21 protein-coding genes are annotated in these 23493 nt (G+C 67.8%); 5 read left to right on the top strand and 16 right to left on the bottom strand.

Features of this window, described 5'->3' with window-relative positions:
- The first annotated feature begins 174 nt into the window (after positions 1-174).
- Complete coding sequence (locus tag ACW7GZ_RS13150) at positions 175-1536, top strand: replication-associated recombination protein A (RefSeq protein ID WP_457009602.1); 1362 nt, start codon at positions 175-177, stop codon at positions 1534-1536.
- A gap of 134 nt (positions 1537-1670) precedes the next feature.
- Here ACW7GZ_RS13150 and ACW7GZ_RS13145 read toward each other — a convergent pair whose 3' ends face one another.
- From ACW7GZ_RS13145 to hemN, 15 genes are all read right to left on the bottom strand, one after another.
- Entirely contained in the window at positions 1671-2393 is a 723-nt protein-coding gene (locus tag ACW7GZ_RS13145) for a sulfite exporter TauE/SafE family protein (RefSeq protein WP_457009600.1), read from the bottom strand.
- Positions 2383-2658 (bottom strand): cbb3-type cytochrome oxidase assembly protein CcoS, encoded by a 276-nt coding sequence (ccoS, locus tag ACW7GZ_RS13140; protein WP_457002724.1) that lies wholly within the window; start codon positions 2656-2658, stop codon positions 2383-2385. The genes ACW7GZ_RS13145 and ccoS overlap by 11 nt, the downstream gene beginning before the upstream one ends.
- Positions 2655-5072 carry a heavy metal translocating P-type ATPase gene (locus ACW7GZ_RS13135; protein ID WP_457009598.1) on the bottom strand — a complete coding sequence of 806 codons (2418 nt, stop codon included), beginning with the start codon at positions 5070-5072 and terminating at the stop codon, positions 2655-2657. The genes ccoS and ACW7GZ_RS13135 overlap by 4 nt, the downstream gene beginning before the upstream one ends.
- Position 5073: 1 nt before the next feature.
- Positions 5074-5583: a FixH family protein gene (locus ACW7GZ_RS13130; RefSeq protein ID WP_457002720.1), complete on the bottom strand. Its 510-nt coding sequence runs from the start codon at positions 5581-5583 to the stop codon at positions 5074-5076.
- Entirely contained in the window at positions 5580-7136 is a 1557-nt protein-coding gene (locus ACW7GZ_RS13125) for a 4Fe-4S dicluster domain-containing protein (RefSeq protein WP_457002718.1), read from the bottom strand. The genes ACW7GZ_RS13130 and ACW7GZ_RS13125 overlap by 4 nt, the downstream gene beginning before the upstream one ends.
- Positions 7133-7387 (bottom strand): hypothetical protein, encoded by a 255-nt coding sequence (locus tag ACW7GZ_RS13120; RefSeq protein ID WP_457002908.1) that lies wholly within the window; start codon positions 7385-7387, stop codon positions 7133-7135. Before ACW7GZ_RS13120 ends, ACW7GZ_RS13125 begins: the two co-directional genes overlap by 4 nt.
- Before the next feature lie 41 nt (positions 7388-7428).
- On the bottom strand, positions 7429-8364 hold the full coding sequence (gene ccoP / locus ACW7GZ_RS13115; RefSeq protein WP_457009596.1) for a cytochrome-c oxidase, cbb3-type subunit III: 936 nt from the start codon (positions 8362-8364) through the stop codon (positions 7429-7431).
- Positions 8361-8504, bottom strand: coding sequence for a cbb3-type cytochrome oxidase subunit 3 (locus tag ACW7GZ_RS13110; protein WP_457002715.1), 144 nt, complete (start codon positions 8502-8504; stop codon positions 8361-8363). Before ACW7GZ_RS13110 ends, ccoP begins: the two co-directional genes overlap by 4 nt.
- Positions 8501-9181: a cytochrome-c oxidase, cbb3-type subunit II gene (gene ccoO / locus ACW7GZ_RS13105; RefSeq protein ID WP_457002713.1), complete on the bottom strand. Its 681-nt coding sequence runs from the start codon at positions 9179-9181 to the stop codon at positions 8501-8503. The genes ACW7GZ_RS13110 and ccoO overlap by 4 nt, the downstream gene beginning before the upstream one ends.
- A 1-nt stretch (position 9182) precedes the next feature.
- Positions 9183-10688 carry a cytochrome-c oxidase, cbb3-type subunit I gene (ccoN, locus tag ACW7GZ_RS13100; protein ID WP_457002711.1) on the bottom strand — a complete coding sequence of 502 codons (1506 nt, stop codon included), beginning with the start codon at positions 10686-10688 and terminating at the stop codon, positions 9183-9185.
- A gap of 293 nt (positions 10689-10981) precedes the next feature.
- Complete coding sequence (locus ACW7GZ_RS13095; RefSeq protein WP_457009594.1) at positions 10982-11389, bottom strand: SirB2 family protein; 408 nt, start codon at positions 11387-11389, stop codon at positions 10982-10984.
- A 4-nt stretch (positions 11390-11393) separates the two neighbouring features.
- On the bottom strand, positions 11394-12596 hold the full coding sequence (locus ACW7GZ_RS13090) for an NnrS family protein (RefSeq protein WP_457002707.1): 1203 nt from the start codon (positions 12594-12596) through the stop codon (positions 11394-11396).
- Between the two features lie 173 nt (positions 12597-12769).
- Entirely contained in the window at positions 12770-15052 is a 2283-nt protein-coding gene (locus ACW7GZ_RS13085; protein ID WP_457002706.1) for a nitric-oxide reductase large subunit, read from the bottom strand.
- A gap of 136 nt (positions 15053-15188) precedes the next feature.
- Positions 15189-15944 carry a helix-turn-helix domain-containing protein gene (locus ACW7GZ_RS13080; RefSeq protein WP_457002704.1) on the bottom strand — a complete coding sequence of 252 codons (756 nt, stop codon included), beginning with the start codon at positions 15942-15944 and terminating at the stop codon, positions 15189-15191.
- 22 nt (positions 15945-15966) lie between these two features.
- A complete protein-coding gene (gene hemN, locus ACW7GZ_RS13075) occupies positions 15967-17370 on the bottom strand; it encodes an oxygen-independent coproporphyrinogen III oxidase (protein WP_457002702.1) in 1404 nt (467 codons plus the stop codon).
- Between the two features lie 175 nt (positions 17371-17545).
- Between hemN and ACW7GZ_RS13070 the strand changes: the two genes are divergently transcribed.
- The 4 genes from ACW7GZ_RS13070 to ACW7GZ_RS13055 all read left to right on the top strand — a co-directional run bounded on the left by ACW7GZ_RS13070 (position 17546) and on the right by ACW7GZ_RS13055 (position 22385).
- Positions 17546-18145: a hypothetical protein gene (locus tag ACW7GZ_RS13070; protein WP_457002700.1), complete on the top strand. Its 600-nt coding sequence runs from the start codon at positions 17546-17548 to the stop codon at positions 18143-18145.
- 690 nt (positions 18146-18835) lie between these two features.
- The gene (locus ACW7GZ_RS13065; protein ID WP_457009636.1) at positions 18836-21208 is read left to right on the top strand and encodes a heavy metal translocating P-type ATPase; all 2373 of its coding nucleotides are present in this window, start codon (positions 18836-18838) and stop codon (positions 21206-21208) included.
- Positions 21198-21656, top strand: coding sequence for a Cu(I)-responsive transcriptional regulator (gene cueR / locus ACW7GZ_RS13060; protein ID WP_457002697.1), 459 nt, complete (start codon positions 21198-21200; stop codon positions 21654-21656). Before ACW7GZ_RS13065 ends, cueR begins: the two co-directional genes overlap by 11 nt.
- A 402-nt stretch (positions 21657-22058) precedes the next feature.
- The gene (locus ACW7GZ_RS13055; RefSeq protein ID WP_457002695.1) at positions 22059-22385 is read left to right on the top strand and encodes a hypothetical protein; all 327 of its coding nucleotides are present in this window, start codon (positions 22059-22061) and stop codon (positions 22383-22385) included.
- 58 nt (positions 22386-22443) lie between these two features.
- Here ACW7GZ_RS13055 and ACW7GZ_RS13050 read toward each other — a convergent pair whose 3' ends face one another.
- On the bottom strand, positions 22444-22848 hold the full coding sequence (locus tag ACW7GZ_RS13050) for a hypothetical protein (protein WP_457002693.1): 405 nt from the start codon (positions 22846-22848) through the stop codon (positions 22444-22446).
- Positions 22849-23493: the final 645 nt, after the last annotated feature.

Genomic DNA, 23493 nt, shown 5'->3' with positions numbered 1-23493 from the left:
CTCGCCTCCGTGGCCTGCTGCTGTGTCCCCTTGGATTCTCGCACGGACAAGTTTTTACCAGAAGTGCCGCTCCGGGTCACTTTGCCTGATTCCATTGTCCGGACCGTGCTGCCAGGAGATCGCATCCCCGCGGCTTGGTATCGTGTCACCCCGATTCCCAAGGATTCCCCACGCGTGTCACGCAAGGTCTTTCCCGGCACCGGCATCGAGCCCGACCTGCTCTCGGCCGGCAATGAGTCGCTGCAGCCCCTGGCCGAGCGCATGCGGCCGCGCACACTGGACGAGATGGTCGGCCAGCGCCGCCTGCTGGCTCCCGGATCCGCGCTGCGGCGTGCGGTCGAGTCCGGCCGCGTGCACTCCATGGTGCTGTGGGGGCCACCGGGCTGCGGCAAGACCACGCTGGCCCTGCTGCTGGCCGCATACTCCGATGCCGAGTACCGCGCGATCTCGGCGGTGCTGACCGGGCTGCCGGACGTGCGCAAGGTGCTGGCCGAGGCCGACCATACCTTCGCCGGTGGCCGCCGGACAGTGCTGTTTGTCGACGAGGTGCACCGGTTCAACAAGGTGCAGCAGGACGCCTTCCTGCCGCACATCGAGCGCGGCACGATCATCTTTGTCGGCGCGACGACCGAGAACCCCTCGTTCGAACTCAACTCGGCGCTGCTGTCGCGCTGCCGCGTGCACGTCATGGAGGCGGTCTCGGCCGAGGATATCGGCGTAGCCCTGCAGCGCGCCCTGGATGATTCTGAGCGTGGCCTCGGCGGACGCGGCATCGTCATCGGCGACGACCAACTGCGTCTCATCGCCAGCGCCGCCGATGGCGACGTGCGCCGCGCGCTCACCCTGCTCGAAATCGCGGTGGAACTGGTGGGCGAGGGCGGCACCATCACCGATGAAACCCTGGGCCAGGTGCTGGCCGACCGCAGCCGTCGCTTCGACAAGGGCGGTGACCACTTCTACGACCAGATCTCGGCGCTGCACAAATCCGTGCGCAGCTCGAATCCCGATGCCGCGCTGTATTGGCTCGCGCGCATGCTCGACGGCGGTGCGGACGCCAGTTACCTCGCGCGCAGGCTGACGCGGATGGCGGTGGAGGACATCGGCCTGGCGGATCCACGCGCACTGACCATGTCACTCGAAGCCTGGGACGCCTACGATCGCCTCGGCAGCCCCGAGGGCGATCTCGCGCTTGGCCAGCTGGCGATCTACCTGGCGAGCACCGCGAAGTCGAACGCCGCCTACAAGGCATTCGGCGAAGCGAAGCGCGACGTGTCCGAATACGGCAGCGCGGAGGTGCCCATGCACCTGCGCAACGCGCCGACGAAGCTGATGAAGCAACTCGGCCACGGCGCCGGCTACCAGTACGACCATGATGCGGAGGGCGGCGTCGCACTCGGCCAGACGGGCTTCCCGGACACGATGGGCGAACGCGTCTACTACCGCCCCGTCGAACGAGGCCTGGAAATCAAACTGCGCGAGAAGCTCGAGCGCCTGCGCGCCGCCCGCGCCAGCAAGCCCGCTCCCCCAAAACCTTAGGAGCAGCGACGCCTGCGATCGAGACACCCGCATTCGCAGGGGCGCTACGCCGCGAGCCTGCGTTTCGCCTGCAGGCGAATCGCCGCTGTAGCGGCTCCCACAAGAGCGGTGCGCGCGGCTCGCAGAAAAGGCGATCAGGGCGGAGGCAGGCAGCCGAGTGCGGCGAGCGGGCCCGCGAGCGCCGGGATGTGCATCAGCCAGGGTGCGGCGATCGTCAGCAGGCCGGCCGCAAGCACTAGCCCACCCATCGCCATCCGCCATCGCCCACGCTGCAGCCACTGTCCCAAACGCGCACCCGACCACGTCAGCGACACCATCAGCGGCAGCGTGCCAAGCCCGAACGCCGCCATGGTCAATGCACCGTTGGCGGCATCCGCCTGCAGCCAGGCGGCGGCCAGCATCGTGGTGCTCAGGCCGCAGGGCATCCAGCCCCAGAGCACGCCGAGCGCGATGCGCTTGGCCGCGGTGTTCGCCGGCAGCAGGGGTGCCTGGAATTTTCGCAGCCGCTGCCAGAGCGCAACGCCCGGGCGGCCGAGGAAGGACAGCCGTCCCGTGCGGTCCAGGAGCCGCAGCGCCACCAGCACCAGCACCACGCCAACGAGCATGCGCGCGCCGAAGGCCAGCCAGGGACTGCGCGCCGCGGCCAGGATGCCGCCGCCGATGCCACCGGCAAGCGCGCCGGCCAGCACGTAGCCGCCGACGCGGCCGAGGTTGGGCTGCATCGCGGCCCACCAGCTGCGGCCGCCGCCCATTGCCGAGAAGCCGCCGGCGATCCCGCCGCACATCGCAGCGCAGTGCACGCCGCCCAGTACGCCGGTCAGCAGCGCTGCGCCGATGGCGAGCCAGTCAATCGGCATGGTTGCTGCTGCGGTCGCGCGCCACGCCGGCGACGCCGGAAGCGTCCGTGCCTGCACGATCCGTCGCGCCCGTCGCGGCGTCATCGGCCACGACCGCATCGCTCGTCGCCACTGGCAGCTGGTCGGCGCTGTCGTCGCGCAGGATGTCGATGGCGGCCGCATCCAGGTTCTCGAACTGTCCCTTGCGCACGGCCCAGCGGAAGGCCCAGACCGCGATGCCCAGCAGCACGATGCTCACCGGGATGAGGAACAGCAGGATATTCATGTGCCCGAGGCCCGCGCCAGGCGCAGCGCGTTGAAGGTGACGATGAGCGAAGACAGCGCCATGCCCAGCGCCGCCACCCAGGGCGTCACCAGGCCGGCGGCGGCCAGCGGGATGGCGATGATGTTGTAGCCCAGCGCCCAGGCAAGGTTCTGGCGCACGATCGCGCGCGTGCGGCGCGCCAGGCCGATGGCGGCGGGGATGCGCAGCAGCGAGGGCGCGGTGAGCACCAGGCTGGCGGCGCGATGGGCGAGGGCGGCGCCGCTGCCGATCGCGATCGAGACGTCGGCGCCGGCCAGCACCGGCGCGTCGTTGAGACCATCGCCGACCATGGCCACGGTGCGGCCCAGGGACTGCAGCGATCGCACGCCCTGCAGCTTGTCCTCGGGCGACTGCCGCGACGCGGCATGGTCGATGCCGATCCGGTCGGCGAACGCATCCACCGACACCGCTGCATCGCCACTGGATATGTGCACTTCAACGCCCATGTCGCGCAGCGCCGCAATGGCCGCCGCGGCGTCCTCGCGAGGAGGCTCTTCCAGCACGAAGCGCGCCGCCGGCTCATCGCCATTGCCCAGCCACAGCGCACCGTCGTCGGCGCGCCCGGCAGCGAAGTCGGCGCGACCCAGGCGCCATGGCCGGCCGTCGACCGTGCCGGCGATGCCGAGTCCGGGTTGCTCTTCGACCCCGCTCACGGCCAGGCCTGTGTCCTGCCCGTCGAAGGCGCGGGCGATCGGATGCAGGCTGTCGCGCTCGATCGCCGCCGCGATCGCGAGCGCGTCCTCGATGTCCAGCTTGCCGAAGGCTTCCACGCCCGACACCTTCGGGCGCCCGCTGCCGAGGGTGCCGGTCTTGTCGAAAACGATGTCGGTTGCCGCGGCCAGCGAGCCCAAGGCATCGGGATTGGTCGAAAGGACGCCCAGCTTGGCCAGCGTGCCGTTGGCGACGGTGAGCGCCGTCGGTACCGCTAGCGACAGCGCGCAGGGGCAGCTGATCACCAGCAGGGCGATCGCCACCTCCAACGCACGCGAGGGGTCGTAAATCCGCCAGCCGATGTACACCAGCACCGTCGCCACCAGGATGCCGGCCACGAAGCGGCTGGACACGGCATCCGCCAGCTGCGCCGCGCGCGGACGGTGCGACTGTGCGCGTTCGACCAGTGACTCCAGCTCCGCGAGACGGGTGCCGGCGCCGACCTGTTCAACGCGAATGCGCGCCGGCGCCTCGCGGCACACGGTGCCGGCGAAGATGGTGTCACCCGGTACGTGCAGCATGGGATGCGCTTCGCCGGTCAGCAGCGCTTCTTCGAAACGGGCCGCTGCGTCGAGCAGGATGCCGTCGGCAGGCACCGTGTCGCCGGCGGCAATGCATGCGATGTCGCCGGCCGCCAGCGCCGCGGTGGGCACGACTTCGCGACTGCCGTCGGCAAGCTCGCGCGTAGCCAGCTCAGGTCGCGCCCGCGCCAGGGTGTCGACCTGGGCCACCGCCGTGCGCCGTGCCCGCTGCTCCAGCATCCGCGCGCCCAGCAGCAGGAAGACGAACATCACCGCCGCGTCGTACCAGACATGGGTGCCGCCACGCAGCGTCTCGAACACGCTGGCGAAGTAGGCCAGCAGCGTTGAGCTGGCGATCAGCGTGTCCATGCCCAGCTGGCGGTTGCGCAGCTCGCGCAGCATGCCGGCGATGAACGGCCAACCGCACCAGAACACCACCGGCGTCGACAGCAGGAGGGTCACCCAGCGGAAGAAGTCGCGCGTGGCCAGCGGCATCTGCTGATGGATGTCGAGGTACAGGGCCTCGGCGAACATCATCGCCTGGATCGACACCAGGCCTGCGATGCCGATGCGTACCAGGTCGCGGTTGCGCTGCGCGCGGCGTTCGCGCTCGCGCTCGGTGCCGGAAGCGAGATAGGGCACGTAGCCGAGGCCGGCCAGGCGCCGCAGTGGGCCCGAAAGCGCGGTGCGCGCCGGGTCCCAGGCGATGCGGATCCGGCCAGTCACGGCGTTGGCCACGACTTCAAACACGCCGGGCTCGCGCGCGACCGCGCGGTCGACCAGCCAGGCACAGGCCGCGCAGCGCATGCCGTCGGTAAGCACGGTGATCTCGCGGCCGCCATCCACATCGCGCACATGGCCGGCCTGGACGTCGTCGCGGTCGAAGGCGGCCAGTTGGGCCTCGAGGTCGGTGGCGGCGCGGCCGCCCGGCTCGGTACGCAGGCGGTAGTAGTCGACAAGGTTGGCGTCGCGGATCCACTGCGCGGCCGCGGCGCAGCCGTCGCAGCAGAACTGCCGCGACTGGCCGTCGATGCGGGCCCTGGCCGGGTCCGCAGGCAGGTCCTGGCTGCAGTGGAAGCAGCCTTCGCCGGCGCCCTGCGCGTCGCGCACGGCGCCGGCCGTGGCGAGCGCGTCCGCGTTCACCTCACTCCTGCTCGCCGGAGAAGGCCGGCTTCACGTGGGCCGCACGCTGGCCCTTGGGCATCCGGCCCTGCAGGCGCCAGAGCATGCCCTCGGGCATGAGTTCGAGCTTCCAATCGTTGCCCAGGCCGACCTCGGCGTCGGCGCGCCAGCCGTTGTCGCTGGGCTCGGCGCGCAGTTCGATGTCGGAGGCAGCCAGGGCCGGGTGGCGCAGCACCACGCGCAGGGGCTGGTCGCGCATGAACTCGCCGGTGACCGGCAGCACTTCGACATAGCCTTCGTCGATGCGGATGATCGCGCTCAGCCGCAGGTCGCGTGCGCGGGCGTCTGGACTCAGGTCGGCGACCTGCATCCGCGCGGTCCGCTGCACCACGTCGCCCACGGCGTCGTTGGAATCGCGGGTCGCGAGGCCCAGCAGGAAGATGCCTCCGATCACCGAGGCGAGCGGCAGGCCAATCACCAGCCACATCATGGGCTCGCGCCAGAAAGGACGTTTGTTCTGCTTGTCTGTCATTGCATGGGTCCGAAGAAACTGCTGTCGACCGTTTCGCTGGTCCCGCCATCGACGGTCTCGACCCGGAACAGCAGCGGCTGGCGGCCGGTGAGGGAGTCCGGGGCGGTCACCACCACCGGTACGCTGATCACCTGCTGCGCTGCGGCCTGCACGCTGTCAAGGCCGCTGCCGCGGAGTTCGATACCGGGCGCGGCGCCATCGATCGTGATGCGGTAGGTCGTCGCATCGTCACTCTTGTTGACGACCTTGAGGGTGTAGTCATTCTCCACCTGGCCGCCGCCGACGACGCGATAGAGCGCATTGCGGTCGCGCAGCACCTCGACGATCAGCGGGCTGCGGGTGCTTACGCCCACCACCCAGGCCACGACCAGCGCCACCAGCACGACGCCGTAGATCAGCACCCGCGGGCGCAGCACCCGCGTGGGCTTGTTGTCGATGGCGTTCTGCGTGCTGTAGCGGATCAGCCCGCGCTCGAAGCCCATCTTGTCCATCACCGAGTCGCAGGCGTCGATGCAGGCGCCACAGGCGATGCACTCGTATTGCAGGCCGTTGCGGATGTCGATGCCGGTCGGGCAGACCTGCACGCACATGGTGCAGTCGATGCAGTCGCCGAGCTCGTCGGGCGCGAACTTCGGCAGCGGCTCGGCCACTTCGCCGATGCCACCAAGGGTGATGGTGCCGGCCGCCTGCACGCGGTTGTCGGCCGCGGTCGGATGCAGCGCGGAACGGAACACGTAGTCGTAGGCGGTGATCTGGCCGAGCAGGGCACGCCCGCGGGCGGCGATGCTGCCCAGGCCGCGCTTGCGCGGGCCGCGCGGCTCGCCGCGCATCGGGTCGTAGGCGATGATCAGGGTGTTGCGGTCGAACATCGCGCTCTGGAAGCGCGCGTACGGGCACATGTACTTGCAGACCTGCTCGCGCAGGAAGCCTGCGTTGCCCCAGGTGGCGAGCGCATAGAACAGCACCCAGAAGGTTTCCCAGCCGCCCCATTCAAGCCGCGGCAGGCGCGCTGCAAGATCGCCGATGGGGGTGAAGAACCCCACGAAGGTGAAGCCCGTCCACAGCGCGAACACCAGCCACAGCGCGTGCTTTGCACCCTTGCGCAGGAGCTTCTCGCGGTTCCACGGGCCGGCGTCGAGCTTCATGCGCTTGTTGCGGTCGCCCTCGGTCCACTGCTCCATCCACAGGAAGACCTCGGTCCACACCGTCTGCGGGCAGGCGTAGCCACAGAACAGGCGCCCGGCCAGCGCCGTGAAGAAGAACAGCGCCAGCGCCGCGATGATCAGCAGCAGGGCCAGGAACAGGAAATCCTGCGGCCAGAAGGTCAGGCTGAAGACGTGGAACTTGCGCGCCGGCAGGTCGAACAGCACTGCCTGGCGATCATCCCAGCGCAGCCAGGGGAAGACGTAGAACATGCCCAGCAGCCAGAACACTGCGGCCACCCGCAGGGTGTTCAGGCGTCCGGAAACCTCGCGCGGATAGACCTTGCGCTCGCTGACGTACATCGAGCCGCCGGTGTCCTCGGCAAGCTCCAGGGGAATGCGACGGCTCATTTATCTCGGGGTAGCGCTCTGTTGAACCGGCTTGCCGGGCGCAGCAGGATCCATGTGAACAGGCTGGAGGCCGCGGTGGCGACCCAGAACATGAAGAAGGCAATGGAATAGCCCAGGCTGCGGCTGATCTCGATGCCGGGAAAGGTGATGTCGCGCAGGACCAGCGGGTCGACGAAGGCGAAGAACACCATCGTCGCCACGCCGGCTGCGAAGAAGCTGGGCCAGAGGATCGCGCCCACCCGCTGCGCCATCGGGCGCGGCGGGTGGTCGAAGGCGGGAGTGGGGGTATGGCTCACTGGCTCTCCGCCCGCGGCTCCCCGGTCGCGGCATTGTTGGACAGCGACCAGACATACGAACCGACCAGTCGCGCACGGGTCTCGCCAAGCAGTTCGCGGTGTGCCGGCATGACGCCATGGCGACCCTGGTTGATGGTTTCCATGATCGATTCCACCGAGCTGCCGTACATGGCGTAGTCGTCGGTCAGGTCCGGCGCGCCAAGGGCCTGGTTGCCGGTTCCGTCGATGCCGTGGCAGGCGACGCAGACGCCTTCGTACAGGCTCTTGCCCTGGGCGGCGAAGTAGTCGCTCGCGGGCACCTCGCCAGCAAGCGAGCGCGCATAGGTGGCGACCGACAGCACCGCATTGTCACCGCCCATGCCCGTGAGCACCGTGCCCCATTCGGGCATCACGCCCTGGCGGCCATCGAGGATGCTGGTGAGGATGTCGTCCTCCGCGCCACCCCAGTGCCAGACATCGTCGGTCAGGTTCGGATAGCCCACCGCGCCCTGTGCCGAGGATCCGTGGCAGGTCGCACAGGTGTTGGCGAAGATCGCCCGGCCGAGTTCCACCGCACGCGGGTCGCCGGCAAGCGTGGAAATCGACTGGCCGTCGTAGGGGCGGAAGGTCTCGGCGAGGATCGCGTCCTGCTTCGCCTTGTCGGCATCGTGCTCGCCCGCCGAGGTCCAGCCGCCGAAGCCCTTGAAGTTGCCGAAGCCCGGATACCAGAGGAGGTAGCCCACGGCGAAGACCATGGTCAGGTAGAAGCCGATGATCCACCAGCGCGGCAGCGGCTTGTTGTATTCGGTGATGTCGCCGTCCCAGACGTGGCCGGTCTCCTCGGGCTTGGGGTCGCCAGGGCGACGGCGGCTTGTCCAGGCCAGCAGGTACCAGAGGCCGCCGATGTTCAGCAGCACCAGCACGATGACGTAAATGCTCCAACCGGTGCTCATTGCCGGGGCTCCTCAAAATCGTCTTCAAGAGGCATCTGGGCGGCTGCGTCGAACTCGGCCTTGTGCGAAGGCCGCCAGACCCAGATCCAGCCGCCCACGAACAGCAGCAGCAGGGACAGCGTGACAAGCCCGCCGATCATGGCGCGCTCTCCACGTCGGACCCGGTGGCGGCCGCTGCCGCTGCGGCGGTGGGCGCATGGCGGCCCAGGCCCTGCAGGTAGGCAACCACGGCGTCGAGCTCGGTCTTGCCGGCAACCACCGCGGCGGCGCCGTCGATGTCCTCGTCGCTGTAAGGGTCGCCGATGCGGCGCAGGTTGCGCATGTTGCGGGTGACCTTTTCGCCGCTGACGGGGGTGTCGGCCAGCCACGGGAAGGACGGCATGTTCGACTCCGGCACCACTGCACGCGGATCGATCAGGTGCACGCGGTGCCAGTCGTCGGAATAGCGGCCGCCAACGCGCGCAAGATCAGGCCCGGTGCGCTTGGAGCCCCACTGGTGCGGCCGGTCATAGACCGACTCGCCGGCCAGCGAATAGTGGCCGTAGCGCTCGGTCTCGAAGCGCAGGGTGCGGATCATCTGCGTGTGGCAGTTGTAGCAGCCCTCGCGGACGTAGACGTCGCGACCGGCGAGCTCAAGCGCGGCATAGGGCTCGACGCCGGGCAGGGGCTCGATCGCCTCGGCCTGGTACATCAGCGGCACGATCTCGGTCAGGCCGCCGAAAGACACCGCGACTGCGATCAGGCCGATCATCAGGCCGATGTTCTTCTCGATCTTCTGGTGGCCGTTGGACGGCGCGGGGTTCTTCTTGTCCGTCATGTCAGGCTCCCTGGGTCGAAGCGCGGGCGTCGGCGGGATCGGGCGGCATCACCGGCTGCGGCGCCGGGTCCTTGGCGGCCTGGAAGGTCTTCCACGTGTTGACCGCCATCAGCCCCATGCCGACGAGGATCAGCAGGCCACCGCCAAAACGCACGAGGTAGTAGGGATAGGTGGCGTTGAGCGACTCGACGAAGCTGTAGGTCAGCGTGCCGTCGGCGTTGGTGGCGCGCCACATCAGGCCCTGCATCACACCGGCGATCCACATCGAGGCGATGTAGAGCACGACGCCGACAGTGTGCAGCCAGAAGTGCGTGTCGATCCACTTGACCGAGTGCATCTCCTTCAGGCCGAGCACGCGCGGCATCAGCGAATAGATCGAGCCGATGGTGATCATCGCGACCCAGCCCAGGGCGCCGGCATGCACGTGGCCGACGGTCCAGTCGGTGTAGTGCGACAGCGAGTTGACGGTCTTGATCGAGAGCAGCGGGCCTTCGAAGGTGGCGATCATGTAGAACGACAGCGCCACGATCAGGAACTTCAGGATCGGGTCGGTGCGGAGTTTGTACCAGACCCCGGACAGAGTCATGATCCCGTTGATCGCGCCACCCCAGCTGGGCGCCAGCAGGATCAGCGAGAACACCATGCCCACCGACTGCACCCAGTCGGGCAGGGAGGTGTAAAGCAGGTGGTGCGGGCCGGCCCACATGTAGACCGCGATCAGCGCCCAGAAGTGCACGATAGACAGGCGGTAGGAGTAGATCGGGCGCCCGGCCTGCTTGGGCACGAAGTAATACATCATGCCGAGGAAGGCGGTGGTGAGCAGGAAGCCCACCGCGTTGTGCCCGTACCACCACTGCACCATGGCATCGACCGTGCCGCTGTAGACGGGATACGACTTGTCCCAACCGGACGGGATGGCGATGTTGTTGACGATGTGCAGCAGGGCGATGGTGATGATGTACGCGCCGAAGAACCAGTTGGCGACGTAGATGTGCTGCACCCGGCGCTTGGCGATGGTGCCGAAGTAAAGCACCGCGTAGGCGATCCATACCACCGCGAGCGCCCAGTCGATGGGCCACTCGAGTTCGGCGTATTCCTTGCTCTGGGTGATGCCCAGGGGCAGGGTGATGACCGCGGCGACCAGGATCGCCTGCCAGCCCCAGAACACGAAGGAGGCCAGCCGGTCCGAGATGAGACGGACGTGGCAGGTGCGCTGCACCACGTGCAGGCTGGTGGCGAACAACGCACTGACGCCGAAGGCGAAGATCACGCCGTTGGTGTGCAGCGGGCGCAGGCGACCGTAGCTCAGCCACGGAATGCCTTCACCAAGGGTCGGCCAGTACAGCTGGGCGGCGATGAACACGCCGACCGCCATGCCGACGATGCCCCAGACCACGGTGGCGATGGTGAACTGGCGCACCACTTTGTCGTTGTAGAAGCCGGACCTGGCTGTATCGGAACCGCTGATGTCGGCCAGGGCCGTCGCGGTGGCTGGGGTCGAGGACATGGGCACGTGACCTTGGTTTGCTGATTGTCGATTTTCCGGTATCCGCCCACGCCTGGACTTGATCACAGTCAATGCCGGGGCCTGTTTCGGCTGACACCTCGAAGCATTACGCGCATGGGCCGGACGGAACCACGCGCCGGCGGATGCTGCACCCGCACATTATAGGCTCCCCAAACGCGAAAGGGGCGCGACTCGGCGCCCTCCTGGCTTGCGGGTGACGCGCCGGCAACGTTGTGTCCCATCGGTGCCACATGCAGTATCCGGGGATGGGTCGCCCGCGCCCATGACATGGGTCAAGCGGCAAGCAGCATCCAGAAAATTCCGCCCGGGTGGTGCATGCGGGCGATCGAGTACATGAAGCCGAACACCGCCAGCGCGGCCAGGTAGCTGGCGATGCGCACACGCGGCGTCCGGCCGCGCCGTAGGGCGAACACGCCCAGGGCCACGTAGACCACCAGCAATACGAGTTTCATGGTCAGCCAGCCATTGCCGAACATTGCGCCGGGCAGGATGGTGAGCAGCATCAGCGCGGCGGTGAGCAGCGTGGTGTCGATTGCGTAGCTGAGGTAGCGCACGGGAGCCGCCAACGCCCAGCGCTGCATTCCCGCCTGCACCAGCAGGCCACGCAGCGCAAACAGCAGGCCGCTTGCGATCACCGTGGTCACGTGGACCAGCTTGATCTGCGGATAGAACTCGATCATGGATTCACCCCGGGCGTCCGTCGCTGCGCGGCGACAGGTAGATCCTGCCCAGCCTGGCCACCCACGGCCCCAGCGCCACCAGCCAGCCCATTGCGGCCACCGCCCACCACGCACCCGGGTCGGCCGAGACGTCGGCCAGGATGCGCACGACAGTGACCACCTGGATCGCCGCGAAGGCGAACCAGGCCACCGCCGGCATCTCGATCTTCCGGCCCGAATGGCCCTGCGTCACCCGGGTCACCATGGCCACCAGCACGCTGCCGAAAAAGCCCACGAACAGCGCGTGCGCAGGCGCGCGGCCGAGGATGAAGCCGTCGCCCGCGAAGTAGACCAGGCTCTGCACGGCGTACAGCGCAAAGGTCACCGGCAGCCAGGCCAGGCCCAGGAACAGCACCGCGAGGATGCCGGGCTTGCGACCACGTGGCCACCAGCGCCACAGCGCCAGGAGCGACAGCGCCAGCAGCGGCAGATCGGCCAGCCACAGCCAGGCATAGGCGTGCGCCAGTTCCAGGCCAAGGTGCAGCAGGCAGAACGCCCAGAACGCAGCCAGCAGCCACATCGGCCGCCATGCCGCGTAGCCGGGTACCACGTTCAAGGCGAAGAACGGGAACATGCGGTGTGCCACCGTCAGGTAGACCGGCAGCAGCAGCCCGAAGGTACCGACCTTGATGCTCGCGAAGATCCACTGCGGCGAGCCGGACAGCATTCCGCCCGCGAATGCGGCCAGCCCCAGCCAGCCCAGCAGCAGCGCGGCGAAGCACGAGCGCGCATGCCAGGTGCGGTTGCGGTCGCGCAGTACGAGGTCGCCGAGGAAGCACAGGCCCGCCATCCAGCCCGCAAGCGTCATCGCCACGCCGACCTCGATGCCGGCGGGCGCGCCGAACGCACCCAGCAGCACCGCGAGCTGGCCGCCGAACATGCCGGCTCCCACCGGCAGGTAGTGCCAGCGGGCGGCATCAGGCAGCCCCATCCATTTGGGGAATGTCGTCAGCAGGAAGCCGAAGATGAAGCTTGGCAGCATCTGGTACTGCATGACGATGGCATGCAGCCAGCCGGCATACGGATCGGGCTGCGGCATCCGCAGCAGGTCGGGCCAGCGCGCAGCGAGCAGCCACGCCGCCCACCAGGCCATCGCCAGCAGGACGTTGCCGGCGCCGACGAAGAACATCAGGCGATGGGGAGCGACGGCCAGGAGCCGCGGCGACATGTGCTGGTCGGGTCGTGTGTCCATGGCGGCCAGTGTGGACCGTCTGCTTGCTTCACGGCCTTGATCCAGGTCAGCGGGAACGTGCATGTGGCGCGCACGACAGGACATGCCGCTCGCACAATGGAAAAGGGGGCGGACTCGCGTCCGCCCCCCGGGTGCTTCGACGAATCCGCTCAGGCCTCGTTGTGTGCGTCCCCGCCGATTGCGGCGGGGGTGCGGGCCCGGCCCGGCGCCAGCCACAGCGAAGCGACGAACACGGCCATCAGGATCCCGCCGATCGCGAACACGATGTCGCCCGGCGTACGCAGCCAGACCAGCACATCGATGATCGGACGCCCCATGAACTCCGCCGAACGGGCGTACCAGTAGCCACGCTCGATATTGGCTTCCAACTGCAGGATCCCCATCGGCAGCAGGGTCAGCACAGCCATCAGGGCGAGGCCGATGTTGAACGACCAGAATGCCGAGCGGATCAGGCCCTCGCGCCAGACCAGTGCGGGCTTCAGGCCGCGCAGGCAATACAGCATCAGGCCCATGCCGAGCATGCCGTACACGCCGAACAGCGCGGTGTGGCCGTGGGCCGCGGTCAGGTTGGTGCCCTGCATGAAGTACAGCGCGATCGGCGTGTTGATCAGGAAGCCCAGCAGGCCGGCACCGATGAGGTTCCAGAAGCTGACCGCCAGGAAGAACATGATTGGCCACTTGTAGCGCTGCATCCACGGCGTGGCGCGGCCGGTCTTCCAGGTGTCGTACGCCTCCAGGCCGATCAGCGCCAGGGGCACCACTTCAAGCGCCGAGATACTCGCTCCCACCGCGATGATCGCGGTTGTCGTGCCGGCGAAGTACAAGTGGTGGAACATGCCAAGCACGCCGCCGGCCATGAACACGATGGTCGCGAACAGCACCGCGATCGTCGCCGACCTGCCCCGCACCAGCCCCAGCTTGACGAAGATGAAGCTGATCACCGCGACCGCGAAGACCTCGAAGAAGCCCTCCACCCACAGGTGCACGATCCAGAAGCGCCAGTAGGTGATGATCGAGATGTGCGAGTGCTCGCGCCACATCAGGCCGGCCGCGTACAGCAGGCCGATGGCGACCACCGACAGGAACAGCAGGCCCGCGATCGAGGACATTTCGTCCTTGCGCTTGAGCGCCGGCCAAAGGGCGCGACCCATCAGCACCAGCCAAAGCATCAGGCCGATGAACAGGTAGATCTGCCAGAAGCGGCCGATGTCGGTGTATTCCCAGCCCTGGTGGCCGAACCAGAAGTTGTGGGCCAGGCCGAGCTTGTTCATCACTGCCATCCACTGGCCGGCGAACGAGCCCACCACGATCAGGATCAGGCTGATGAACAGGAAGTTCACCCCCAGGCGCTGGAACTTCGGCTCATGCCCGGAAATCGCAGGCGCGAGGTACAGGCCGGTGGCCAGCCAGGCCGTCGCGATCCACAGGATCGCCAGCTGGGTGTGCCAGGTGCGGGTGAGGGTGTAGGGCAGGATCTCGGCCAGGGGCAGGCCATAGGCGGCCTGGCCTTCCACCTGGTAATGGGCGGTGGTCGCGCCCAGCAGGATCTGCACCAGGAACAGGCCCATCACCAGCCAGAAATACTTGCCGACCGCGCGCATCGAAGGGGTGATCCTGATCGACAGCGAGGGATCGGTCCTGGGCGGTACCAGCGGCGTTTCCTTGCCGTGCCAGACCGCGTAATGCCAGACCAGCAGCGCGATGCCGGCGATCATCAGCAGGATGCTGAACATCGACCACATGAAGCTGCTGGAAGTGGGCGTGTTGCCGACCATCGGGTCGTGCGGGAAGTTGTGCGTGTAGGAGATCTCGCTGCCGGGACGCTCGGTCACCGTGGCCCAGGCGGCCCAGAAGAAGAAGCCCGACATCAGCCGGCGATGCTCTGCATCCGGGATCGGGTTCTCGCGCAGCGCATAGGCCTCGCGAAGCCCGGCGCCTGCCGGATCACCGGAGAACACGCTGTCGTAGTGCGCCGCGACCACGTCGATCGCCCGTGCGCGCTCGTCGGAGATCACGAGCGTGTCGGTGGCGTCGTCATAGGTGTTGACGCGCAGGTCGGGACGCAGCTGGGCCTCGAGCCTGGCCTGGTCATCCGCCGCAAGTGCGTCGTAGGACATGCCGTACTGCGCCTGCGCGCGCATGTCCAGCATCGCCAGGGCTTCCTTGTGCAGCCATTCGGCCGACCAGTCGGGCGCCATCAGCGCGCCATGGCCCCAGATTGAACCGATCTGCTGGCCGCCGAAGCTCTGCCAGACCACGCGGCCGGTTTCGAGCTCTTTCTTGGTGAACACCGTCTGGCCGCTTTCGGTCACGATGCTCGTGGGCAGGGGGGGCGCTTGCTGATGAATCTCGCGCCCCATCCACAGCATGATTGCGAACGTCACTGTGAGCAGGGCGGCTAGTCCCCACCACAACCGCTTGGTTGTATCCATTGGCACGTTTCTCCGCATGTAAAGGCGGCGTCATCGTGGCGATTGGCGTGGGAAAAGAAACTGACCTGGATCAAGCAGTGGAGTGGGGGGGCGGTGCGAAGGCAGCCGCGCAGCCACTGCGTGGTTTCGCGAAGCCTTACTGCTTCCAGAGCACGGGCGTCGCCAGGGCGCCAAGGCGGGCCTGGTCGATGATCTCGAGCTCGCGTCGATCCACGTGCAGCAGGCCGTCGGCCTGGAAGCGCTTGAGTACGCGACTGACCGTTTCCGGCGCCAGGCGCAGGTAGTTGGCGATGTCGGTGCGCGCCATGGTCAGCTGGAACCGGTCGGGTGAGAACCCGCGTGCCGCCAGCCGGCGCGACATCATCACCAGGAAAGCGGCGAGGCGTTCGTCGGCCGTCCAGTCGCCGGCAAGCAGGGCGGCGCGGCCGATGTCGCGGCTGAGCAGCCGGAACAGGTGCTGCTGCAGGCCCGGCAGGCGGCCAGCCAGCACCGAGATCTTCGGGAACGAGAACCGGCACAGCATCACCGTGTCGAGCGCCACGGCGTTGCAGGGATAGGTGTCGCCGTCGATGCCGTCGAGGCCGATCACCTCGCCCGGGAAATGGAATCCGAGCACGTGCTCGCGACCGCTGGGATCGATGACATAGGTCTTGACGGTGCCTGCACGCACCGCCGCGATGGCTTCGAAACGATCGCCGACACGGAAGACGTGCTCGCCGGCGTGCAGCGGGCCGACGTGCTCGACCAGCATGTGCAGTTCGCCCAGCGATGCCTTGTCCATGCCCTGGGCCATGCAGGCCTGGGAGAACGCGCATGTGGAGCAGAAGTGGAACTCGTCGCCGTCGTCGGCCAGCACGCTGGGATCGACGCGCGGGAACGTGATCTTGCTCACCACGGGCAAGCCTCCCGTCGCGTCAGATGGCGCGGGAGAAGCGGGGCCGGGGGCTGGATTCGGCGGGGGCGGGGATGAGGTAGCGGTCGAAGCACATGGCAATGTTACGCAAGAGCAGCCGTCCGCGCGCGGTCACTTTGATACGACCCGGCTCGACGCGCACCAGGCCGTCGGCCTCCAGTGGCGCAAGTTTCGCCAGCCCCTCGGAAAAATACTCGTTGAAATCAATGGCGTGTCGGCGTTCCAGCGCATCCATCGGCACCTCGGCCTGGCACATCAGCTGCTGGATCAGGTCGGCGCGGATCACGTCGTCTTCGTCCAGCTGCATGCCTCGGAAGACCGGCAGCCGGCCTTCGTCGATCGCGATCTGCCACGAGGGCAGGTCGCGCGGGTTCTGGCTGAAGGTGTCGCCGATATGGCTGATCGCGCTCACGCCAAGGCCGACCAGGTCGCTGTCGGCGTGGGTGGTGTAGCCCATGAAGTTGCGGTGCAGGCTGCCGCGGGCCTGGGCCATGGCCAGGTCGTCGTCGGGCAGCGCGAAGTGATCCATGCCGATGTACTGGTAGCCGGCGGCGGACAGCTTGGTGATCGCCAGCTCCAGCAGGCCGAGCTTGTCCTCTGCGCTGGGCAGGTCCCCGGACTTGATCTGGTTCTGCGGGCGGAAGACCTCGGGCAAGTGCGCATAGCCGTAGACCGCCAGCCGGTCGGGGCGCATCTCGACCACCGTATCCAGCGTGCGCGCGAAACCCTCCGGGTTCTGCTTCGGCAGGCCGTAGATCAGGTCGACGTTGACCGAGCGGAAGCCGCTGGAGCGGCAGGCCTCGACCACCGCGCGGGTCTCCTCCACCGACTGGATGCGGTTGACCGCCTCCTGCACCACCGGATCGAAGTCCTGCACGCCGAAGCTGGCGCGGTTGAAGCCGATCCGGCCGAGCTCGGCGACGTCGGCCGGCGACACGAAGCGCGGATCGAGCTCGATCGAAATGTCGCTTTCTTCCGGGCGCGCGAAGTGGAACTGTCGGCGCAGCGCATCGACCAGCTCGCCGATCTGGTCGGGACCCATGAAGTTGGGCGTGCCGCCGCCAAGGTGCAGCTGGATCACTTCGCGATCGCGGTCGAACAGCGCCGCGGTCATGTCGATTTCACGATACAACCGCGTGAGGTAGGTGCCGGCGCGCGACTTGTCGCGGGTGATGATCCGGTTGCAACCGCAATAGAAGCAGGGGCTGACGCAGAACGGAACGTGTACATACAGCGACAGCCGCCGCGGGATGGGGTCGCCGTTGCTGGCGGCCGCGGCTTCGCGCAACTGCTCTTCGCCGAACGCGTTGCTGAACTGTGGCGCGGTGGGGTAGGAGGTATAGCGCGGGCCGGGCCGGTCGTAGCGGCGCAGGAGTTCGGCGCTGAAGGGGAGGGATGCGTGCATGGGATGGGATCGTGCAGCAGCCGCGGAGCGCGCGCCTTGACTCGGATCAAGGGTTTGCGTGGCCTGCGATCGCGGTGGAGTCCGACCCGGTGCGCTTGACCGCGCTCAAGCACTCCGGCGCTGGCAGCGGCTAGGATGCGCAGCTGACCCATGTATCCGCACCCTGGAGCCAACCATGAACACGAAGCGCCTTGCCCATCTGATTCCCTTCGCAGCGGCGCTCGCGCTGGCGTCCGCTGCGATCGCCAGCGAGCCGCCGGGGGATGCGGGGCAGGCTGCCCGACCCGACGTCGAGACCATGGTCCAGGCCGAGGTCGCCGTGCGCGGCAGCGTCACTGCCATCGACATCGAAAAGCGCCTGGTGACCCTGGACACGGGCACTGGAACGCGCGTGCTGCCGGTCGATCCGCGCGTTACGGGACTCGACGACCTGCGCGTCGGCGACGTGGTCGACGTGCGCTACCACCGGTCGGTGCTGTTCGACATCCAGCCCGGCGGCAGCGCCGAGCCGGGCGCATACATCAGCGAAGGCCGGCATCCGTCGAATGGCGGACAGGTGGGCGAACAGGAAGTGACCGTGCTCGCGGCGGTGGTTGAGGTCGACGCCGCATCGGGCGCGTTCACCGTGCAGGGCCCGACCGGCAACGTCCGCACGCTGCACGCCGAGAAGCCGGAGCATCGCGAAACCGTGGGCCGGATCAAGGTGGGCGACCTGCTGCGGGTCCGTTTCCGCGAAGGGCTGGCGGTGTCGGTGGCGCAGGCCGAACTGCACTAGCCAAGGCCAGGCGCGTCCACGTGGCGCGCCGGAAGCGGCGGGACCCGACCGGCAGGAGGCCGCATGGGGAGTCATCGATCCATGGATGGAATATCGCTGGCGGTACTGCTGGCCATGGCAACACTGGCGGCCGCGGGCTGGTCCGCGCAGGCGCATGCGCAGACCGTGCAGAAATGCATCGACACCACTGGTCACGTCACGCTGACCAGCGGCGAATGTGCAGACGGGGAGCGGCTTGCGGGCATGTATGACGCCGTGCCGGAGCCCGCCACGGCTGCAGCTGCCGGGAAAGCTGAATCCCGGCGAGGGCAGGAGGGAGCTTCATCGCGATCCGGCGCGACTGCTCGTGGTGTTGCCGGGAGCACGCGTCCCGCCCGGGCGCGGGCGCGCGGCAAGCCTTCATCCGGCCGTTGCCAGGCTGCGCGCGACCGCCGTGAGCAGACGCTCCGCCGCGTGGGCTTGAAGCGTACGTTCGACCTTCTGCGCAAGCTCGACGACGAGGTCTGGGCAGCGTGTGCCCGGGCCGGCGGCTGACCCGCTTTCGAATTCAGTGGGCGTCGCGATCTTCTGCAGCAGGGCAGGCCTTGACCTTCCCGTCATGGGAAGGATTAGGCTGTGCGCATCCTGCAGGAGAACGTACCCGTGACCACCACCATTGCCGCCCTGGATCTGCGACTGCCCATCGAGGGCATGACCTGCGCCTCGTGCGCGGGCCGGGTCGAGCGCGCGTTGAAGCAACTGCCCGGCGTCGATGACGCCACCGTCAACCTTGCCACCGAGACCGCCGAAGTCCGGGGCGCCGCGCTGCCGTCCGCCGCGGACATCGCCCGTGCGATCGAGGCCGCGGGCTATCGCGTTGGCGTGGATGAAACCGAGTTGGCCATCGAAGGCATGACCTGTGCGTCCTGCGTGGGCCGGGTCGAGCGGGCGCTGGTGCAGGTTCCGGGCGTGCTCGACGCATCGGTCAACCTCGCCACCGAGCGCGCGCGGGTGCGCACCGCCGGTGCAGTCGACGTGGCGAAGCTCGTGGCCGCCGTGGAGGCCGCGGGCTACATCGCGCAGCCTCCACAGGCAACGCCTGCTGTAGAGGATCAGCCCGTCTCCACCACGGGCCGCCGGCCGCTTTCGAAGGAAGCCCGCCATCTGCTCATCGCCGCCATCCTGACTGCGCCACTGGTGCTGCCGATGGCCGGGATGCTCTTCGGCCAGCACTGGATGCTGCCCGGCTGGCTGCAGTTCGCGCTGGCCACGCCCGTGCAGTTCTGGCTGGGCGCGCGCTTCTACCGCGCCGGCTGGCACGCCCTGCGCGCCCGCACCGGCAACATGGACCTGCTGGTGGCGCTGGGCACTTCGGCCGGCTATGGCCTGAGCGTGCACAACCTGCTGCAGGGCTCCGCCGAGCTCTATTTCGAAGCTTCCGCCGCGATCATCACCCTGATCCTGCTCGGCAAGTTCCTCGAAGCGCGCGCCAAGCGCCAGACCACCGAAGCCATCCGCGCGCTGCAGGCGCTGAAGCCATCGACCGCGCGCGTGCGCACCGCCGCGGGCGACGTGGACCTCGCGGTCGAGCGGGTGAGGGTAGGGGACCTGGTGGTCGTGCGCCCGGGCGAGCGCTTTCCCGTCGATGGCGAAGTGCGCGAAGGCCGCACCCACGCCGACGAATCCCTGATCACCGGCGAGTCGCTTCCCGTCGCCAAGGACGCCGGCGACCGGGTCACCGGTGGCGCCGTCAACGGCGAAGGCGTCGTGGTGGTCGAGACCCTGGCCATCGGCAGCGAGACCGCGCTGGCACGCATCATCCGCCTGGTCGAGGACGCACAGGCGAAGAAGGCCCCGATCCAGAAGGCGGTCGATCGCGTCAGCGCGATCTTCGTGCCGGTCGTGGTGGCCATCGCGCTGGTGACCCTGCTGGCCTGGGGCCTTGCGACCCAGGACTGGAACGCCGCGATCCTCAACGCCGTGGCGGTGCTGGTGATCGCCTGTCCCTGCGCGCTCGGCCTGGCGACGCCCACCGCAATAATGGCCGGCACTGGCGTCGCGGCACGCTCCGGCATCCTGATCAAGGACGCCGAAGCGCTCGAACTCGCGCACAAGGTCCGGGTTGTCGCCTTCGACAAGACCGGCACCCTGACCGCGGGCGAGCCGCGGCTGGTCGAAGCGATTCCCGCCATCGGCAACCGCGACGCCTTGATTGCACTGGCTGCCGCGCTGCAGAGCGGCAGCGAGCATCCGCTGGCCCGGGCCGTGCTGCGCGAAGCGACGCCGGCGGCCGCGGCCTCCGATACCCAGGCCCTGCCGGGACGTGGCCTGAAGGGACGCGTCGACGGCCGCGAAACGTGGCTTGGCAACCTGGCGTTGATGCAGGAGATCAAGGCCGATGTCGGCGACCTCGGCGCGCGCGCGAATGAGCTGGAGCGCAGCGGCCACACTCTGTCCTGGCTCGCGGTCGGGGAGGGCGATGCGGTCCGGGTGCGAGGCCTGCTGGCCTTCCGCGACGAGCCGCGCGCCGGCGCTCGCGCGGCCGTCGCGCGCCTGCACGATCTTGGCGTCCGCACCGTGATGATTTCGGGCGACAACCAAGGCGCGGCGCGCAGCATTGCCGGCAGCCTTGGCATCGACGAAGTGCATGCCAACGTCCGCCCGGAGCAGAAGGTGGAGGTGGTCCGCGCCCTCAAGGCACAGGGCGTGGTCGCCATGGTCGGCGACGGCATCAATGACGCCCCGGCGCTGGCGGCGAGCGACGTCGGCATCGCCATGGGCTCGGGCACCGACGTGGCGATGCACGCCGCTGCGATCACGCTGATGCGCTCCGAAATCACCCTGGTGGCCGACGCCATCGACGTCTCCCGGCGCACCACCGCCAAGATCCACCAGAACCTGTTCTGGGCCTTCGCCTACAACGTGATCGGCATCCCGCTGGCCGCGATGGGCTTGCTCGACCCGATCTTCGCCGGCGCCGCCATGGCGTTCTCGTCGGTGAGCGTGGTGGGCAATACGTTGCTGCTCAAGCGTTGGCGCCCGGCGCCTTCCCACACCAGCCAGGAGGCGGGCCATGTCGCATAAAGCACCGCCACCGGAGCTTGGCGAAGCGCGCGAACAGGGCTTCCACAACATCGGCGAGGCCGCCGGCCTGTCCGGGGTCACCGCCAAGATGATCCGCCACTACGAGAGCATCGGACTGATCCCCGAGGCAGCCCGGACCGCGGCCGGCTACCGCCTCTACAGCGGCCAAGACGTGCACCGGCTGCGTTTCGTCAAACGAGCGCGCGCACTGGGCTTTTCGATGAAGCAGATCGAAATCCTGCTGGCGCTCTGGTCGGACCGCTCTCGTGCCAGCGCCGAGGTCAAGTCGCTGGCGCTGGACCATGCCCGGGACCTGGGCAAGCGCGTTGCGGAGATGCAGGCCATGCAGCGGACGCTTGAAGAGCTCGCGCGGCGATGCCATGGCAACCAGCGGCCGGATTGTCCGATCTTGGACGACCTGGGTGGGGACGCGCCGGCGAGTTCCTGACGCATTTGGGATTGGACACCGCCTTCCCGACGAGGTCAATTTTACATAATGTGCATTATGCGAAGTTGCGGTAGATGCTTCGCGCAACACTGATCTGGATGAAGGCATGGTGCCGGCATGAATCGCCCGCCGTGCTGGCGTGAAGGCACCTGCCCAACGACTGCGCCCGCGGCCAGCTAAACCGAGTCGTCTACAACTCCACGCCGCTGCATGGGCCGTGGGCCGGCTGGCACTTTGCAGTTGTGCAATCGGCCTGCGATCGGAGTCTCACGTAGTAGTGAACCAGCGTCGCGATCGGCAGATCCACGAGGAAAGGCGTTTGCCGTCAGCACCTTAGCGGCGACTCCGAGATCCACGCCGGCTGACAGCCGGAGGCGCTATGGTCGCGCCCTGGGGGACATCATGACCAAGAAGCGCAACGAGTGGGCGAATAGCCCGGTGTGGACCATTGCAGCCGGCGTGCTGCTGGCCCTGATCACATTTGCCGGCGTCGAGCGATGGCAGCAGGCCCGCGCACAAGAGGCAGCGATCACCGCGTTCCAACGCGCCGTAGCCGACCCCGACCCGCTCGGATGGCAGAAGGCGGCCGCACAACGTGACCGCGCGGAACGAACGCGGAGAAGCGCGGGCGAAGCGGACAAGGCGTTAGGCCCTGGCGAACGCTGCATCGACGGGCAGCGCTTCCGGCAGATCGACAGCGGCTTCATCCAGATGCAGAGGCCATGTTGACCGTTCTATTCTCGCCCCGCAGGATGCCGGATGTAGTCAATCCCCTGGTCAGGATCTGCTACTTGCATTGCTGATAGACGTAATCATCCCAACTCCTGAGCATCGCGTGCGTGCGCTTGAGACCTACGGACTCGATCTGGCTATCACGCCAGCGCTTGGCCGCTTCGCATCGCTGATGTCGGGACTGATCAGTCGAACGCGGTGCGCTGTAAACGTTCGCAGACTGGGCGGCATGCCGCTGATCCTGCGCCGCTTTCCAGCGTTCCAACTCCGCTTGCCGACTCAGCTGCGCCGGCGTGACGCGTTCGGGCGCAGCGTCGTAGCTTGCCGACTCACGCTGCCCCTGAGGACATGCACCGCTGGTCAGCGTGATTGAGCCGTCGCGGCCCTCGCACTTCTGCACCGTCTGGCCAGAGGTCGGAAACACCACGACCGCCAGCAACACCCCCATCCATCGAATCATGATCGTCCCCTACGACCTTGTCCTCGTGTGGATGCTACCAGCCCTGTATCTCGTAGCCTTGGACCGACCCGGTTACTTCCCTCGCCCTGCGCGGTACCTGTACTTCCGAGTCGTGACTAGAAGTCCCCTGCCCCAGCCAACCATCCCTGACCCCTTGCCTTGGAGTGTCAGCTATCGGCGAGAAGCAGCTGTACCGGCTACAAGCGTCGATACGACAGCGCTCGATCAGCTGGTGGCCGGGTAATCCGTATAGCCCGTGGCACCCCCACCGTAGTAGGTCTCGCGGTCGGGCAGAGCGAGCGGCATGTCGCGCCGCGTCGCCCCGTGATCCGAGAACCGATCTCATGAGCAGGCGCGCACTTCGAAAACTGACGGTTCCCTTCGGCATGCGTCCGGGTTTGTGATCCCGCTGCATGGGAGGCTCGCGTCAGTAGGTGTTGTTCCGCTTTCGGCCAGTAGGGGCTCCCTACCCCGATAACGCGCCCTAATCACTCCTTAGCCTAATACCCGTTTCGCGACCAAAGACGCGTGCGAACCACGTGTTGCTGCCAGTGCACAGGGAACTACCGCGAATGGTTGCCCCGACTATCACACCAACTGCATGCAGACGAAGTCAGGCGCTGCCGCCCGCGCCACATGATGTAC

The sequence above is a fragment of the Luteimonas sp. A537 genome, from assembly GCF_054052065.1.
This window is presented reverse-complemented; position numbering and strand designations above follow the sequence as displayed.